The sequence below is a fragment of the Cuspidothrix issatschenkoi CHARLIE-1 genome (genome assembly GCF_002934005.1).
GTDB classification, from domain to species: Bacteria; Cyanobacteriota; Cyanobacteriia; order Cyanobacteriales; family Nostocaceae; genus Cuspidothrix; species Cuspidothrix issatschenkoi.
Map to the genome: position 1 here is coordinate 1 of NZ_PGEM01000003.1, position 17,361 is coordinate 17,361.

The 17,361-nt window shown below is 36.6% G+C and carries 14 protein-coding genes and 1 tRNA gene; 12 read left to right on the forward strand and 3 right to left on the reverse strand.

The genetic code is table 11. The features are described 5' to 3' along the window. Positions 1 to 122: 122 nt before the first annotated feature. Positions 123 to 1,274: an AAA family ATPase gene (locus CUN59_RS00160; protein WP_104385938.1), complete on the reverse strand. Its 1,152-nt coding sequence runs from the start codon at positions 1,272 to 1,274 to the stop codon at positions 123 to 125. A 156-nt stretch (positions 1,275 to 1,430) separates the two neighbouring features. Further along, positions 1,431 to 1,883 carry a hypothetical protein gene (locus CUN59_RS00165; protein ID WP_104385939.1) on the reverse strand — a complete coding sequence of 151 codons (453 nt, stop codon included), beginning with the start codon at positions 1,881 to 1,883 and terminating at the stop codon, positions 1,431 to 1,433. Between the two features lie 289 nt (positions 1,884 to 2,172). Between CUN59_RS00165 and CUN59_RS22545 the strand changes: the two genes are divergently transcribed. From CUN59_RS22545 to nrdJ, 10 genes are all read left to right on the forward strand, one after another. Next, on the forward strand, positions 2,173 to 2,328 hold the full coding sequence (locus CUN59_RS22545) for a M23 family metallopeptidase (RefSeq protein ID WP_438501794.1): 156 nt from the start codon (positions 2,173 to 2,175) through the stop codon (positions 2,326 to 2,328). Positions 2,329 to 2,377: 49 nt separating this feature from the next. After that, positions 2,378 to 2,450: transfer RNA gene (locus CUN59_RS00175), tRNA-Arg, on the forward strand. 133 nt (positions 2,451 to 2,583) lie between these two features. Further along, positions 2,584 to 4,236 carry a type I restriction-modification system subunit M gene (locus tag CUN59_RS00180; protein WP_243406815.1) on the forward strand — a complete coding sequence of 551 codons (1,653 nt, stop codon included), beginning with the start codon at positions 2,584 to 2,586 and terminating at the stop codon, positions 4,234 to 4,236. 79 nt (positions 4,237 to 4,315) lie between these two features. Continuing rightward, positions 4,316 to 4,540 (forward strand): DUF2281 domain-containing protein, encoded by a 225-nt coding sequence (locus CUN59_RS00185; protein WP_104385940.1) that lies wholly within the window; start codon positions 4,316 to 4,318, stop codon positions 4,538 to 4,540. Positions 4,541 to 4,678: 138 nt separating this feature from the next. Beyond that, complete coding sequence (locus tag CUN59_RS00190; protein WP_104385941.1) at positions 4,679 to 5,959, forward strand: restriction endonuclease subunit S; 1,281 nt, start codon at positions 4,679 to 4,681, stop codon at positions 5,957 to 5,959. Position 5,960: 1 nt separating this feature from the next. Continuing rightward, positions 5,961 to 6,848: an RpnC/YadD family protein gene (locus CUN59_RS00195; protein ID WP_104385942.1), complete on the forward strand. Its 888-nt coding sequence runs from the start codon at positions 5,961 to 5,963 to the stop codon at positions 6,846 to 6,848. A 288-nt stretch (positions 6,849 to 7,136) separates the two neighbouring features. Then, a complete protein-coding gene (locus CUN59_RS00200) occupies positions 7,137 to 10,229 on the forward strand; it encodes a type I restriction endonuclease subunit R (protein WP_104385943.1) in 3,093 nt (1,030 codons plus the stop codon). Continuing rightward, positions 10,226 to 10,570, forward strand: a complete 345-nt coding sequence (locus CUN59_RS00205; RefSeq protein ID WP_104385944.1) for a M48 metallopeptidase family protein — start codon at positions 10,226 to 10,228, stop codon at positions 10,568 to 10,570. The genes CUN59_RS00200 and CUN59_RS00205 overlap by 4 nt, the downstream gene beginning before the upstream one ends. 266 nt (positions 10,571 to 10,836) lie before the next feature. Then, positions 10,837 to 11,790 (forward strand): RsmB/NOP family class I SAM-dependent RNA methyltransferase, encoded by a 954-nt coding sequence (locus CUN59_RS00210; protein WP_104385990.1) that lies wholly within the window; start codon positions 10,837 to 10,839, stop codon positions 11,788 to 11,790. Positions 11,791 to 12,142: 352 nt separating this feature from the next. Beyond that, positions 12,143 to 14,467, forward strand: a complete 2,325-nt coding sequence (gene nrdJ, locus CUN59_RS00215) for a ribonucleoside-triphosphate reductase, adenosylcobalamin-dependent (protein ID WP_104385945.1) — start codon at positions 12,143 to 12,145, stop codon at positions 14,465 to 14,467. Between the two features lie 214 nt (positions 14,468 to 14,681). On the opposite strand, the gene CUN59_RS00220 is transcribed toward nrdJ, so the two are convergent. Then, a complete protein-coding gene (locus CUN59_RS00220) occupies positions 14,682 to 15,515 on the reverse strand; it encodes a DUF3598 family protein (protein WP_104385946.1) in 834 nt (277 codons plus the stop codon). A 202-nt stretch (positions 15,516 to 15,717) separates the two neighbouring features. Between CUN59_RS00220 and CUN59_RS00225 the strand changes: the two genes are divergently transcribed. Together CUN59_RS00225 and rbp are read left to right on the forward strand one after the other, a co-directional pair. Beyond that, complete coding sequence (locus CUN59_RS00225; protein WP_104385947.1) at positions 15,718 to 15,936, forward strand: ssl0294 family protein; 219 nt, start codon at positions 15,718 to 15,720, stop codon at positions 15,934 to 15,936. Positions 15,937 to 16,296: 360 nt separating this feature from the next. Next, positions 16,297 to 16,581, forward strand: coding sequence for an RNA-binding regulator (gene rbp / locus CUN59_RS00230; protein ID WP_104385948.1), 285 nt, complete (start codon positions 16,297 to 16,299; stop codon positions 16,579 to 16,581). Positions 16,582 to 17,361: the final 780 nt, after the last annotated feature.

The following is a 17,361-nucleotide window of genomic DNA, read 5'->3' on the forward strand; positions in this document are numbered from 1 at the left end:
AACCACTCTAGTAGAGCCTATAAATTTAACTTTGGGCATTTCTTGTAAACGCAACTTCAGAAAATCTAATAAAATTGGTTTAAATGCTGTTTCCGTTGCACCCTCAACTAAAATTGCTATTTTCATGGACGACCACCAATTAAATTCATTGCCCAAAGTTGATCTAAACTATATTCTTCTAACCAGTGTTTTAAATCAAAAGAATCACCCCATCTCATAGTTGTTAAACCATCTTCAGTATCACAAATTAGCACTTCTTCAGGGTGTAAAAAATGTATCAATCTATCTGAATGAGTGGCAACAATTAGCTGTGTTTTTTGTGATGCTTCTCGCATGACACCAGCCAAAAGCCTTAATAATTCTGGATGTAAACTAACTTCTGGTTCATCTATAAGAGTAACAGCAGTTAAATCTGGACTTTGTAACAATGTCACTAACCACAGAAACCGCAAAGTTCCCTCTGATAGTTGGTGCATATAAATAGGTTTGGAAAAATTCTTGTCTTTCCAAGTCATTGTGATAGTTCCTGCTGCTACTGGAGGAAATGCTAAACGCTCAAAATCTGGAAATGCAGCCGCAAGTGTATCTTCGATAATTTCAAATCTTTCTGGATCAGTTTCTCGTAAATAATAAAGACAAGAAACTAAATCTTCTCCATTAGCACCAGGTAATGTTGCTGGACGCATTGATTGTGGTAAACGAATTGGACTTTTAGGATCAACATTCAACGCACCGTAAAATGCACAGGAAGCTAATCTTTTCCGTAGATTTTCAGGTTCTTGATACATTTTAGGAACTTGAGCTAAAGAAGTTTCTAAAGGATTATGTTCCCAATTTGGACGTAATAATTTTTCATCCTCAAAATTAAAATACTTCACATCCAATCCAAGTGAATCAATGTGCTTGAATGGTTCTAAAACCAAGGGATTATTTTCAGTTAGTGTTTCTCGTGCAATTTCATGCGTGAACCCTTTTAGAGCAACTTCTAGTTGGTAATCAAGTGGTGCATATCCTGGTACACTCATAGACAAAGAAATAGCTATACTATTGGCTCTATCACGAGTAACAATATCAGGTAGTCCACCTAATTCTGAAATTTTGTTTGCTAATTGAGCATTTGCTGATGCTGCTAAAAGTGAAAAAATTTCTAACAAAGAGGTTTTACCCGCACCATTAGCACCAATCATGACTGTCAGAGGACGATTACGCATATCAACTTGTACATTAAACAAGCGACGATATCCTTCAATAGTTATCCTTTCAAATGAGTTCATAATCTAACTCTTACCAATAGTCATTAATCAAGACTATTCTACCATTTCAATAGTTTTTGTACGTTTTCCATGTAATAATTAAATCATCTTCAAAATATCTGTGTTCAAAATAATACTAAATTTTTAATAAATCTTTGCAAATTTATGTTCTTATGATCAATTACTCTGATCTCTAGCTATACCCAATTGCCAATTACTGGCTTTTCTGATCTCATTAATTTTACCAGCTAATATAAATTTGATGCCAGTACGAGTATGTAAATATCCTTTAGCCAGATCATATCCGGGTTTGGCAATAACACCATCTTGACTGTAAGGAAGTCTGCTGACACCACCACAAAAAATATGATTATTCCCTAAATTAATTGTAATGAAACTATCATATAAATGCCCGTTGGGAACGATAAATATGGCATATATTTTATGCTGCCCCAACCAGGGTTTAACTATAACTTTCTCAGGATGAATGTAAGATTTTGTGGTTTTAACGCTGATAAATCCCCAATTTTCACAGGGAACTGTGGGTACTTCTCCGAAAAACTTAGAAAAGCCAATAATAGCTACTAAGGTGAAGCTAAATAATATATAAATGATTTGACGTTTTTTCACTGATAAAATTCATAACTAAATTTTTTCTGATCTTTTTAATTTTACTCACTTGATAAAAATAATAAAGTATTCTCAAGAAGCTAATTTATTAATTCAACAAAGAACAGAAGCTGCCGGACAAAAAATCAAATTTCTTTAATTCGAGAACAATTACTTACCCAACAAGATGATTATCAAAGTCAAGCTGAATTACAAACAGAATTAATACAGTGTTTAAATAGCGATCGCCTATCCTTAGAAGCCACCAGAACAAAAACCACCAGCAAAAATGTGATCATTCCCAGCACAGGTGTCTTTGCATTTCCCAGCGACGCACCCACCAGCAACTGTACAAAAAGGACAAGCGATCGCTGCTGTCGGTTCTGCGGACTTCTCCACTGGTCTCCATCTGCATTTTGAAGTCCGCCGCGATGGTACACCCGTTAACCCCGCAAATTATTTGTAATTTAATGCTGACTAAATACAAAAACTATGTTATACTATCAAATGTATAAGGGCGCGTGGCTCAGTGGATAGAGCAACAGGTTCCGGTCCTGTGGGTCGGGGGTTCAAATCCCTCCGCGCTCGTTTGTGTTGTCGAATACCTAATTATTGTCTAGATTCCTGTGTGGTTAGATAAAATTTATCAACAATTAGTTAACAAATTACGTTAATCTAATATTTTCCTGCAAAAATCAAGACATTGATAGGAGACAGCATTTTGCCACGTGGAACTAAAAAAAGCACTAAAAAGCAACCAGCAGAAAATAATACTCCTGGGCTGTTATCTATATTAGCAGAAATTGATAAAACTGAGGAACGTTTAGACATTCCCACAATGGAGACATGGCTGTGGGATGCCGCTTGTAAAATACGCGGTTCTACAGATGCACCAAAATATAAGGATTTTATTCTCCCGTTAATTTTTTATAAACGTCTATCTGATGTTTTTGATGATGAATATGAAAAATGTGCAGAAAAATTTGGTAGTGGAGAATTAGCCCGTTATTTTATTGAAGCAGATCATCAAGACGCAATTAAAAATAATCGTCAGCCCATTGTGAGATACTATATTCCTCAAGAATATAATTGGGAGAAAATTCGTTTTCATCCTAAAGATGGTTTAGGAGAATTTATCACTACAGCTATGCGGAAAATAGCTGATTTTAATAAGAATTTATCGGGGATATTGACCCTAAAAGACTATAACGAAAAACAACATGATCAGCGTGTTTTAGATGATGATAGATTATCAGATTTAATTGAAGTGATCAGCCGTCATCGTTTGGGATTAAAAAATGCCAATGCTGATATTTTAGGCGAGGCTTATGAGTATTTGCTGCGGAAATTTGCGGAAGGACAAGGACAAAGTGCGGGGGAATTTCTCACACCTTCTGAGGTGGGTTGGCTAATTGCTGAAATTATTGATCCTGAACCCTATACTACTGTTTATGATCCCACCTGTGGATCGGGAAGATTATTAATTAAACCGCGTTTAGTATTTAATCGCAACCATCCAGGACAAGAAAGTAAAGCACCGCGTTTATTCGGACAAGAGTTGAATACTACCACTTTCGCTATTGCCAAAATGAATATGTTTTTACAGGATTTTACAGATTCAATTATTGAAATTGGTGATACTTTCCGCCAACCTAAATTTACAGAAGATAATAAATTAAAACGGTTTGATTATATTGTTTCTAACCCGATGTGGAATGATGATAATTATGATGTAGATGATTATGAAGCCGATTCTTTTGAAAGATTTAAGGTAGGAATTGCTTCTAAAAATACCGCCGATTGGGGCTGGATGCAGCATATTTGGGCATCTTTAAAGGATCACGGACGGGGGGCTGTGGTGTTAGATACGGGGGCTGTTTCTCGCGGTTCTGGTAGTCAGCAAACCAATAAAGAACGGGATATTAGAAAGGAATTTATAGAAAGAGATCGGATTGAAGCGGTGATTTTATTACCGGAAAACCTGTTTTATAATACTACTGCGCCGGGTGTAGTTATTTTCTTAAATCGGGCAAAGTCGGCACATCGTCAAGGTGAGTTTTTGTTAATTAATGCTGCTGATTATTTTATTAAGGGTGATCCAAAAAATATTTTAACTAGGGAAGGTATTCAGGTTGTTGGTGAGGTTTTTCGCAGTTGGGAAACTAGGGAAAAATTGAGTAAGGTGGTGAAAATTGAACAGTTAAGAGAGGCTGATTATAATCTTAGTCCTTCCCAGTTTGTGGATATTAGCGAGAAGTTTGTACATCGGGAAATTGGTGATATTTTAGCAGATTTAGCAGCAGCAAGACAAGCGCGGGAATGGGCTGATAAGGATTTAGATGAGGTTTTGGTTAAGTTGAATTTAGGTAAATGATTTAATGATGTAAATAAAATTTTGGGAATTTTGGCTAGTGGTGTAAAATAATTTATAGGAGTTATGAGGTTTTTTAGTTATGACTCAAGCTGTGGAAAAACAAGAATCTATTTTAGATAGAGTCCAGAATTTAACACCACAACAACAGGAAGAGGTATTAAATTTTATTGATTTTTTGCAATTTAAAGGACAAAAGCACGATGTAGACCAAAAAAAACCCCGTAAATGGGGAGATATTAAAGGTAAAGCGCCTTATTCTTTAGTTGCTGAAGATGCTCAAATTTGGTTGTCAAGAAGTAGGTAGTTGAAGCACGAAATCTAATTTTCTAATATTATGTTTTTTGGGTAAGTGTTAAACCGCAATTAATAAATGATATTAAATTAAAGGGTGTAATGGTATTTATGATTTTAGTTTTGAGTGTTTTTTTAGCAGGTGGTAAAAATGGATGAAATAGAATTACTTTCTGGTTGGAAGGAAATATGTTTAGGAGATTTAGCCAACGTCAAAGGTGGTAAAAGATTACCAAAAGGTCATGATTTCTCTAACATTATCACTCCTTTTCCTTATATTCGTGTAGTAGATTTAGATAATTATTCTGTAAAATTTTCAAATTTACAGTATTTAAAAGCAGAGGATAGGGAGATAATTAAAAACTATATTATAAATACAGAAGATGTTTATATTTCCATCGCAGGAACTATTGGAAGGGTTGGAATTATTCCTCAAATTTTAGATAAAGCAAATTTAACTGAAAATGCTGCTCGTATTATAATAAATGACCACAAAATATTAGATAAATATTATTTAGCTTTCTACTTAACATCTAAGAAAGGAAAAAATGAAGTTAACAGAAGGACAACAAAAACATCCCAACCTAAATTAGCTATTGCAAGAATTAAGCAAATTCCTATTCTTGTCCCCCCACTTCCTGAACAAAAAAGCATCGCGCACACTCTCCGAACCATCCAAAAAGCCAAAGAAACCCGTCAACGCGAGTTAGAGTTAGAACGGGAACGCAAAGCAGCATTAATGGAATATCTCTTTACTCATGGTACAAGAAATGAGGCAAGAAAGCAAACGGAAATAGGCGAAATTCCTGAAAGTTGGGATATATATAAATTAAGAAATATTTGTATAAAACAACCACAAAATGGGGCTTTTATTAAAAAACCTCAATGGGGTAAAGGTACATTGTTTGTTAATGTAGTAGATACTTATAGAAGTGCTATAGTTAATTTTAATTATGTGGAAAGATTGATTTGTACAGAAGAGGATATTTCAAGATTTTCTCTTCAAAACGGAGATTTATTATTTGTGCGTTCTTCGCTAAAACGCGAAGGTATAGCTCAATGTTGTTTAATTGAAAGTTTACATGAACCAGCAATTTTTGATTGTCATTTAATTCGAGTTATTCCTGATCAGTCAATTAGTGATAATTACTATCTTACTTGTTACTTCTTATCTGAAAGAGCAAGAAATGATTTAATAGCCAGATCAAAAATGACAACAATGACAACTATTAATCAAAATAATCTCATAGATTCATTAGTTCCTATTCCATCTTTACCAGAACAAAAAGAAATTGCACACATTTTAAAATCATGCGACACAAAAATTCAAGCCTTAGAAAAAGAAATCTCCTTAACAGATGAACTATTCCACGCCACCCTAGAAGAACTAATGACAGGAAAACTCAGCACCAAAAACTTAATAGCACAATAACATGACCAGATTTATACACGACCAATTTGCTAAAGACTATTTAGAGGAAATATTATCACCCTATGGCGAAATCCAAGCACCGCGACGAGTAGCCGGAGAAACCCGCCAGATAGATGTGTGGTTCGTACCCCATCAACCACCAGACATCAACAAACTGGGTTTACTAGCAAAAATCACCCAAACCACCACCATCCTTGAACCCTACCGCAACCCCGCCACCCCCAGTGAAATTTGCGACTGTCTTCTCAAACAGCTAGAAGTACGCGGGGAATACCTACGAGAAGCCAACCGCAACAACCGCAACCTCACCGAGTCCGACATCCCCAACCTGTGGATACTCACCCCCACAGCATCCCCCGCCATACTTGCCGGTTTCGGTGCTACCTTAAAAGAAGATTGGTCATCAGGAATTTACTTTTTAGCCCATTATTTACATAGTGCTATTATCGTCCTCCACCAACTCCCCCGCACCTCCGAAACCCTATGGTTAAGAGTTTTAGCCAGGGGAAAAGTTCAACAGCAAGCCATAGACGAATTAGCAGCACTTTCCCCAGATGACCCATTAAAATCAGCCACCTTAGAATTATTTTATCAACTACAAGAAAACCTGAACATTAACCAACCAATAGAAACAGAAGATAGGGAGTTAATTATGCGTTTGTTACCACTATATCAAGAAACCATTGCCCAAGCAGAACAGACAGGTATTCAACAAGGAGAAAAGCGAGTTATTGAAAACTTGCTCCGTGTCCGTTTTGGTGAATTAGATGCACAACTAACCCAAATTATTGACCGCATTTTATTATTGTCACCTGAAGAATTTACACCTCTACTTTTACAACTTTCTCGTGAGGAATTAATTACCAGATTTCAGTCAGAAAATCAATAATGGGAGGAACTTAATACTATTGTCTGAATCAGGATATCCACCGATTAAAGGATTAACAGGATGAGTACAGTAATTTTATCATCAATTACCAGACTCAAATAGATTAGGACTTACGCATTTTAACGAAACCTAGGGGTTTGAGATTGCTTCCTTACGTCGCAATGACAGTATTTGAAGTAGGTTTTGCGTAAGTCCTATAGATAACTAACAACTTGAGTTAATAGCAATAGCGGTAATTCATGAATTACCGTTATACAAAAAAACTATATTTAAAATCACAAAACCACTATGTCCGAATCATCAGCAGTACAAAAACCCATGCTAAAATATGCCCATCAAATTGGGTGGGAATACCTCACAACAAAAGAAGCATTACAACGACGGGGAGGAGATAAAAAAGAACGACTATTTGCGGATATTATTCGCAGTCAGTTAATTAAATTAAATCCCGGTATTGTTACCCCTGATAACGTAGAGACAATTATTCAAGATTTGCGAAATATAAATAGTGATATTGAAGGAAACCGCACCATTTTAAACTGTCTTAAAGGTCAGAAATCAACCTTTGTCAGCAGCGAAAACCGAGAAATAAATATTACATTTATAGATTTTAATACCCCAGCCAATAACATCTTTCATGTTACCGATGAATGGGAACAAAACGGTATAGCTTTCAATAACCGTGCTGACGTGATATTTCTCATTAATGGTATTCCCGTGGCCATTGCTGAAACCAAAGCCGAAAACCTAGCCGATGGAATTAGTAAAGGCATTGAACAAATTCGCCGTTATCATCATCAAACCCCTGATTTATTAGTATTTCCCCAAGTTTTTGAAGTTTCAGAATTATGGAATTTTTGGTACGGTTTAACCTGGAATACTAACCGCAAAAATTTATTTATTTGGAAAACTAAAACCGACGACAAAATAGCAGAAGGTGACTATGAAGAAAAAATTAAAACCTTTTTTGCACATCACCGCTTTCTCAATGTTCTCAAATATTATATAGTCTTCCTAGAAAGAGATGAAGGTTTAACAAAAGTCGTTTTACGTCAACATCAAACCCGCGCTGTAGAAAAAGTTTTAGAACGTATCCAAGACGCTAATAAAAAACGCGGTTTAGTGTGGCATACTCAAGGCAGTGGTAAAACCCTGACTATGATTACAGTTGCGGCTTTACTGAGGAATATTAGCGGTGATAATACTGTAATTATGCTAATTGATAGAAATGAATTAGAAAATCAATTAGATAAAAATCTCATGGCCTACGGAATTAAAAGCTATGAAATAGCGGAAAGTAAAGAGGATTTACAAAAATTCATTAAAAATGATTATCGCGGTTTAATTGTGGCCATGATCCACAAATTCGATAAAATGAATGTAGAAAATCCCCGTTCTACCATTACCGTTTTAGTTGATGAAGCACACCGCACCACCGGGGGAAATTTCGGCAATTATTTAATGGCTGCTTTACCTAATGCGACTTTTATCGGTTTTACTGGTACACCTATTATTAAAGCTGCAAAGGGAAAAAGCACCTTTGAAACTTTTGGCCATCCTGATGATGCTAACCGCACTTTAGATTTATATTCTACAGGTGACTCTGTACGAGATGGTACAACTTTAAAACTCAATTATACCATAGCCAAATCAGAGTTTTTAGTACCTAAAGAAATATTAGAAAAGGAATTTTTACAACTCAAAGAAGCTGAAGGAGTTAGTGATGTTGAAGAACTTAACGGTATTTTGGATCGGGCGGTTAAATTAAAGGAATTTCTCAAAGGTGATGATAGAGTTAATAAAGTTGCCCAAGTAGTAGCCCAACATTTCCGCGAATATGTTGAACCAATGGGTTTTAAAGCCTTTTTGGTTGGTGTAGATAGAGAAGCCTGTAAATTCTACAAAGAAGCCTTAGATAAATATCTACCTCCTGAATATTCAACTATTGTTTATTCTCGTACCACTGCTGATAAATTGCGAGATTATAATTTAACGGAAGCAGAAGAGAAAGAAGTCCGTAAAGCATTTATTAAAAAGTCTGTTGTTTCTGCCAAAATTCCTTTACCTGATGCAGTAATTAATTTTATTGAATCTCGTTATCAAGATTTTACTTATAACAGCAATAGCCAAACTTTAACTATTAAAGGTTATTGTAGTCATGAAGATTTTGAACAAATAAAAACCCTGGCCAATGGTGATATTAATGCTATTACCAAAATCACCCAACTTTATGAAAATTACCGTCAAGCATTACCAAAAATCCTCATTGTCACCGAAAAATTATTAACTGGTTTTGATGCACCAATTTTATATTGTATGTATCTCGATAAACCCATGCGGGATCACGTTCTTTTACAGGGAATAGCCCGCGTTAACCGTCCCTATGAAGATGGAGAAGGTTTAGTTAAACCCTATGGCTTTGTTGTAGATTTTATTGGCATTTTTGGCGACAATTTAGAAAAAGCCCTGTCTTTTGAGTCGGGAGAAATTAACAACATCATCCAAAATATTAATGTTTTAAAAGCTAGTTTTCAGGAAAAAATGGCAACAGAAACTCCTGAATATTTACCCCTAACTAAAGGATGGGATGATAAAGCTAAAGAACGGGCTGCGGTTTATTTCCAAGATAAAGATGTGCGGGAGAAGTTTTTTAAATTTGTGCGTCAAATTCAATCTATTTATGAAATTCTTTCTCCTGATCCGTTTTTGCGTCCGTTTATGGAAAATTACCAAGCCATAATTAGACTATATGGAACTATTCGCGCTGCTTATAATACTAGCCCCTACATTGATATTGAATTAACAGCTAAAACTAAGGAACTGGTACGCAAAAATGTCACAATTAGTGATTTAGAAATGCCGGGAATTATCTATGAATTGAACGCCCAACAATTAGAAAAATTCCATGAAACCCAGACAACGGAAACGGTAAAAGTTCTTAATTTAAGCAAAGCATTATTTAAAGATGTAGAGGATAAAAGTCGAAAATCACCTTTTTTAATTTCCATAGGTGATCGCGCTGAGAAAATTCGTCAGCAGTTTGAAAATAGACAAATCGAAGCCACAGAAGCATTAGCGAGATTAGAAGAAATTGCTAAAGAACGTATTCAAGCAGAAACAGAACGGGAAAATCTGCAAATTGATGAAAATACCTATGCTATTTACACTGTCATCAAACAAGTAATAGATAATGTGGAAGTGAACCAAGCGGAAACTATCAACTCTATTTATAATAACTTCCTTGATTATCGTTGGGATGCCCGTCATGAAGTTGACTTAAGAACAGAACTTTATGTTACTCTGTACAAAATGACCAACTCAGTTGAGCAAACTATTAATATTACTAATAATCTGCTAAAATTAGAACGAGTGGAATCATGAATACTACTATACAAACCTACTGGAAGGATACAGAAGAACTTAAAGATACTGTACAAGAATGGAGCGATCGCCTTCAAGTCACAGTTAAACAAATTCAATTCCGTTCCATGAAACGCAAATGGGCTTCTATTTCCACTATTGGCCGCTTAACCATCAATACTGAATTACTAGAATTACCCAAAGAACTGGGAGAATTTGTCATTGTTCATGAATTAGTACATTTACTCGTTCCCAATCACGGTAAACTGTTTAAGTGCTTTATGTCTGCTTATTTACCTGATTGGGAAGAGAAAGAGCAAAAATTACAAATGTCTCAAAATTCCCCTCATAATTCTCAATAGACTTTTGACTCTTTACCAAACGCGCTGAACTGGGAATTTGAGATTTGAGATTTTGGATTAGGAATTTTCGGTACAAGTCCCGCCCCTTCAAGGCAGAAAAATCATAAATTGTAAATTTTCCAACATCCTCAGAAAAAATCTCCCTCTGACTCCTTTCCCCCACTTCTGCAAGAAGTCTATTGTCTTTTCAGTATGCAGCCAAATATCTTAATTGCATTGTTCTGCTGTAACACTTTCTCCTCCGACTTGATTTTGTGAAAATTAATATGGAAAAAACTTCTAATTTATTGCTTAAAGTTACCCGCCGTTTATTTACAAATGTAGATGAACAAACAAAATTTATAGATGCTTTAGTTCATTCCCAACCTTTTGCACCTTGTATTCTTTGGTGTCAAGATAAACCAGATATTTCACATTTTGAACTGGAAATGCCCACATCTTGGCAACCCCAATTTGTAGACCGTTTATCCATTGGCGAAAAACCTGGTCAACATCTTTTGCATCAACAAGGTTATTTTTATTGTTTAGATTTCTCTTCAGTATTTTCTGCTTCTGTTTTGTTAGCTATTCCTGAATCAATACGGATAGTTTTTGATATGTGTGCTGCCCCTGGTGGTAAAAGTGTGTTTGCCTGGAAAGCTTTACAGCCTGATTTATTGATTAGTAATGAAGTAATTGGCAAGCGGTTAGGAATGTTAATTTCTAATTTAAAACGTTGTCAAATTAAACCCAGTGGAGTAGTAAATCGAGATTCTAGTATTTTTGCTCAAATGTTCCCATCTACTAGTAATTTAGTGATGGTTGATGCTCCATGTACTGGACAATCTCTCCTAGCTAAAGGTGAAAAAGCACCAGGATGTTTTCACCCTACATCAATTAATAAAAGTGCCAACCGCCAAAAACGAATTATTGCTAATTCGGCTCAAGTTGTAGCACCTCAAGGTTATTTAGCTTATATGACTTGTACCTATTCCCCGGAAGAAAATGAGCAGGTTTGTGAATGGTTTTTAGAGAAATTTCCTCATTTTCACGCGGTGGAAGTTGGTCATTTATCTGCTTATCAATCTCATTTAACTAATATTCATTGTTATCGGATGTTTCCTCAAGATAGATTGGGTGCTGGTGCTTTTACGGTGCTATTTAGAAATACAGAACAAGAAGATATTAAGACAATTGATTTAGATACTATTTATTCTATGTGTAAATATCAAAATACGTAAGAGACTGCCAGGAAATAAATTATCCTCAACTCTAGCTTTTCCTACTTTAGAAGCTAAACCTATTTCAGGAAAAATGATAGCTAAAACTTTCAGAGTTTACAACCCTAGTACCACAGGGCGGAAGTCAAAAGTCAAAACGAACACAGTATAGGCTTTTAGGAGATTTATAATTGTTGGTTTATTTACGCCGTGCTGTAGTAGCCCATAGTCAGGGTTTTATATTGACATAAGTATATTGTCAAAATTTACACAACGATAGCCATAGCGCAAAGTGGTAAATTTTGCAATCTTACATCCTATAACAAGTTGACGTTATAGTCTTAATTTGATTAGTCAGCAAAAAAACCTGGTTATGGTTCAGAATCTCGAACGTAAACGTCAAAGTTCATCTTTTCCCGAATCCGCGCCAGCAGGAAATCCTGTGTTTTTTAGAACCTACAGCCGTCGCACAGCCGCAGGTTTAAGAGAATCCTGGGATGAGGTATGCGATCGCACCTTACGCGGTTTAGTCGAACTTGGTAAACTCAATTCCCAAGAAGCCGCCATTTTAGACAAAATGCAGCGCAATATGAAATCCCTTCCCAGTGGACGCTGGATGTGGGTTGGGGGTACAGATTGGTTAAGTAAACCCAAAAATTTCTCCGGTGCTTACAACTGTACTTCTACCAACTTAGTAGACTGGAAAGCCTTCGGTTTGATGATGGACTTGGCTATGATGGGCTGTGGTACAGGTGCCATTATTGAACCGCAGTATATTAATCAATTGCCACCTATCCGTAATCGTTTAAATGTCACCATTACTGGTGAAGTCGGATGTACACCTATAGAACAGCGTCGAGAATTTACAGAAACCGATATACTAGGTAACACCGTTACTATTCACGTTGGAGACAGTCGAGAAGGTTGGGTAAAATCCTATCAAACCTTGTTAGAACTCTCTACCGATGAACGCTTCAGTTCAACTTCCCTCACTGACCATACAGATGAAGTTCAGGTAATTGTTGATATTAGCGATGTTCGTAAATCTGGGGAAACCCTCAAAGGTTTTGGCGGTATGGCTAATCCTGTCAAGTTACCTGGATTGTATCAGCGTTGCGCCTCTATTCTTAATCAGGCTTTAGGTAGGCAATTAACCTCAGTTGAATGCTGCTTGTTAATTGATGAAGCTGCTGTCACTATTGTTGCCGGTAACATTAGAAGAAGTGCCGGGATTCGTCAGTTTGTTTCCGAAGATGAACAAGGCGCAAATGCTAAGGATAATCTATGGCAACAAGACCCGAAAGGCAACTGGCGCATAGATCCAGAACGTGATGCTTTGCGTATGGCAAACCATACAAGAGTATTTCACCGCAAGCCAACCTTAGAAGAATCTATTGCCGCGGTGCAAAAGCAGTATTACAGTGGTGAAGGTGCAATTCAATGGGCTGGCGAAGCGGTTGCTAGAGCTAACATTGACTTATTCAACACCTTAGAACTGAAAACAGACTTCTTGCAAGCTTACGAACAAGGAAAAGCTAAATATTGGATACAAGAACGTCACCCAAATATTGATGAACAAGAGTTAGAACATCGTTTAGGCCGCTACGGACTAAACCCGTGTGGTGAAATAATTGGCACTAACTTTCACTGTAATCTTTCAGAGGTACACTTAAACCAAATAGACCCTGATAACTACAAAGAACAAGAGGAAGCATTCAAAGCAGGTGCGCTGTCAGTGGCAGCACTGTTAAACCATCAATTCCTTGAACCCCGCTATCAATACAGTCGGGAACTTGATCCTATTGTTGGTGTTTCCTTTACTGGCTTATTTGACTTCTTTGTTCATGCTTTTGGTGTGGACTGGTTGCGCTGGTGGGAACAAGGTAGACCAGAAACTCCCGAAGGATTGATATTCAAACGCGGTGAGCAAACATACCTGAGCAAATGGAGAGAAATAGTCCATCAAGCAGTTTGGGAATATTGCGACAAACATAACCTCAAACGCCCCAACCGTTGTACTACTGTACAACCTAGCGGGACAAAATCTTTGTTAACTGGTGCTAGTTCCGGTTGGCATCCCCCCAAAGCCCAAAGATTTATTCGTCGGATCACTTTCCGTAAAAATGACCCAGTGGCATTAGCTTGTATAGATTATGGCTACAATATCATACCATCTCAATCCGACAAAGACGAAAATGGTAACTTACTAAATGACCCATTTGACAACCGTTGTACAGAATGGTTGGTAGAAATACCTGTTGCCGTTTCTTGGGCGGATTTACCTGGTGCAGATATTATTGATGTATCGAAATTCTCAGTATTGGCGCAATTAGATTTTGTCATGCAGGTGCAAAAATACTACACCGCCCATAACACCTCAGCAACTTTAGAATTACGTTCTGAAGAGGTTGAACTCTTGGGAACACGCATTTATGAAGCCATTCAAAATGATGAAGGTTACATTTCTGCCGCTTTATTAGCGCGGTTTGATGACATTCAAACTTTCCCCCGTTTACCATTTGAACCCATAGACAAAGCCACATATCAGCGTTTGTCTGCTGAAGTTAAAGCACGACGGAAAACCGATGATTTCTGTGGTGCTTTAAGTCGTTATGATTTGGGAGAATTAGCCGAAGCAGGACCTAGCGGTTGTGACTCTGATAAATGTATGTTCCCTGAACAAGCACCCACATCATAAAATCCGTTAATTTCTCAAGACTGACCGAAAATATCTCTGTTATCTTCCTTCCTTCGTGTCCTTCGTGTCTTCGTGGTTCATTAATCTCAGGACTTACGCAAAATAGCCCCAACGAAATAATCAGGGTTGCAGTTACGTCTTGCGTAAGTCCTAAATCTATAATTTTTTTACAAACCACTCCAGGCACAGAGGACACACCAGAGAGGAAAAATATTTAATTGGTTTTATATTCAATAACATGAGTTGAGCTAACCCATTCTCCTTTTTCGTTGTAACTGCGAATTAAACGTTGACGTTCGTTTTCTCTCAGTAACCAACCAACTTCGACAAAAAACGGTTTTCTTAGTTGTAGTTGTAAGGGAACATTACTAGAAGTTCCATCAGGTAATAATAATATTTGACGAATGTTTCCTTCTTTTTCAAAAATGAGTTTATTTCCTGCTATTTTGGACTGGGAAGTAATGGTTTGAGATGCAAAAGATAATTTTTGTTCTAAATATCCATTGCCGATTTCTTTAATTTCTAAATAACTAACATAAGTTTCCGAGGGTCTTAGGTCTGAATAAAATGTATGGGCTTTACCTTCCCAATCACCAATTAATTGTTCTACGGTTAATTGTGGGCGTTCACTAGCATCCGTATTATTGCGAAATTCCCTAATTAAACTTAAATTAGTAAAGTTGCCTTGTTTATCATATAATTGTACTAAACGCGATCGCCTATCATGATCTACAAATCCATATTCAGCCCCAAATTCTGTAAAAGGTGCTAGTTGTAATGTTCCTTTAGTAAAAGCTCCTGTGGCAAAAAAAATATTTTGTCTACCTATTGAACGGTATTCTTGTTGATAATCTTCCATCGGCGGACTATCATAACCACTCGCATCAAAACGCCGTAATCTAAACAGCACCGCTTGATCATTATCAAAGGCTTCTAAATTTAAAATGCTAGGAGTAGAATTTATGATTTCTCCATCAGGAGATATTTTAGTAAATGAACCTCTCCACTCGCCTAAATTTTTGAGAAAGTTTTCCCAGTTGCTTGTCATAATTTAATTTTTTATTTAAAAAGATTATTCTATTTTAATACTCGTTCAAAATCAAGATAAATTGTGTTTGATGATCATGCAAATAATTATAACCATCATACGGTTAAATATCATTAAACCTTTTGCTTGTGTCTGATTGGCAAAAATCTGTTAAGATTGATGAAGAATTAATAATTTTTTACCGCAATCCTGGGAGAGTGCAATGTTTATTAGTGAATTGTCGCCCTTATTTCAAGAACTTGCCCAGCATCCAGTTTCTTTTTTGGGTGGGTTCGTCTCTGGTGTCCTCAGACTCAACCTCAATGAAGATCCTGTAAAAAGTTGGTTGGATAAGAAAGGTTGTGGAAATAGTTCCAGTTCCCTTGATAACGAGGCTAACAACGGCAAAGCTAGCGGACCACAACAGATTACAATTGACTAATTGATTTGGGTGTTAGTTCTCTAAATTCAAGACATTCATGGGTAATAGGTTATAGGTTATTAATTATACTTTCCTGTCACCTGTTACCTAAATATAAAATTAAATTAATTAATCTTCTAACCATGAATCCATAAAAGTAGCTAATGATAGATTGTCAAATACCATACATTGAAAACTATGACAATCAGTTATCATATTAGAGATATGCGTATGTTCAGGCGGGTGGCATTTATTTAGTTGTAGATCAGGAATCCATCAGGATTCATATCTTACAATTGTTTTTGTCTCTAAATTCAGATTTACTTAGTTCTGTTTTGCTCCTGGACTAGTCGCGCTTTGTTGAAAATTACGTGATACATAATGACTATTTACGTTGGAAATCTCTCCTACCAAGCGACTGAAGAAGACTTAAAATCCGTATTTGCTGAATATGGCAAAGTCAAAAGAGTTGTTTTACCTACAGACCGTGAAACCGGAAGAATGCGGGGCTTTGCTTTTGTAGAAATGACCGAGGATGCACAGGAAGATACTGCAATCACAGAATTGGATGGTGCAGAATGGATGGGTCGGATGTTAAAAGTGAATAAAGCAAAACCACGTGAGGATAACCGACGAGGTGGTTGGGCTAAAAAAGAAGATTTTTAAACAAAGTTGGTAATGGGTAATGGGTAATAGGTAATTTGTAAACTTTTTACCTGTTCCCTATTCCTGATGTAGTAAACTCACCGAAATTGATCAAAGATATTGATAGATCAATTTAGAATATGTTATAAAACAATAACAGGTTGCAAGATAGCTCTTGTTAAAGAAATAGTTAAGAGTGCTATTGTCTGTCTTAGCAATCATTCTGAAGTAGGAGCTAGGAATAACAATGGAGGGATAAACGCTCCCATGCTCCCGTTGAAGCAAGAAATAAATGTCTAGACTGGTCTATACTTTATCAAGTAGGCCATTTGTAGGCAAAAACAATCGGAAACTTGTTGCACAAGCATATTGCCAGAGAAAGGTTTTGATGATAGGGTAGGTTGAGCTTTTATTTTTGAGAAAAAACCCCCGGTGGATGTTAGCCAACCAGGGGAGTTAAGTTATCAGGGTGCATCTACCAATTAAATGTTCTCAGGTGTATAACTGTTATCCGGAATAAATTTATTATTAGCAAGTTAGTTTTGAATTTGGCAAAGGATAGCACAAGAAAAAACCCCCAGTGGATGTTAGCCAATCAGGGGAGTTAAATTATCAGGGTGCATCTACCAGTTGATTATTCTGGTGTTAACTGACAAGTTCCGGATAGGTAATAGATATTTTTGATTCAGAAAAATCTATGACTAATTTTATGTAAGGATGCTGGCGATAAAAAACCCCCAGTGGTGTTAGCCAGCCAGGGGAAGTTAGTTATCAGGGTGCATCTACTGGTTAATTGTTCTG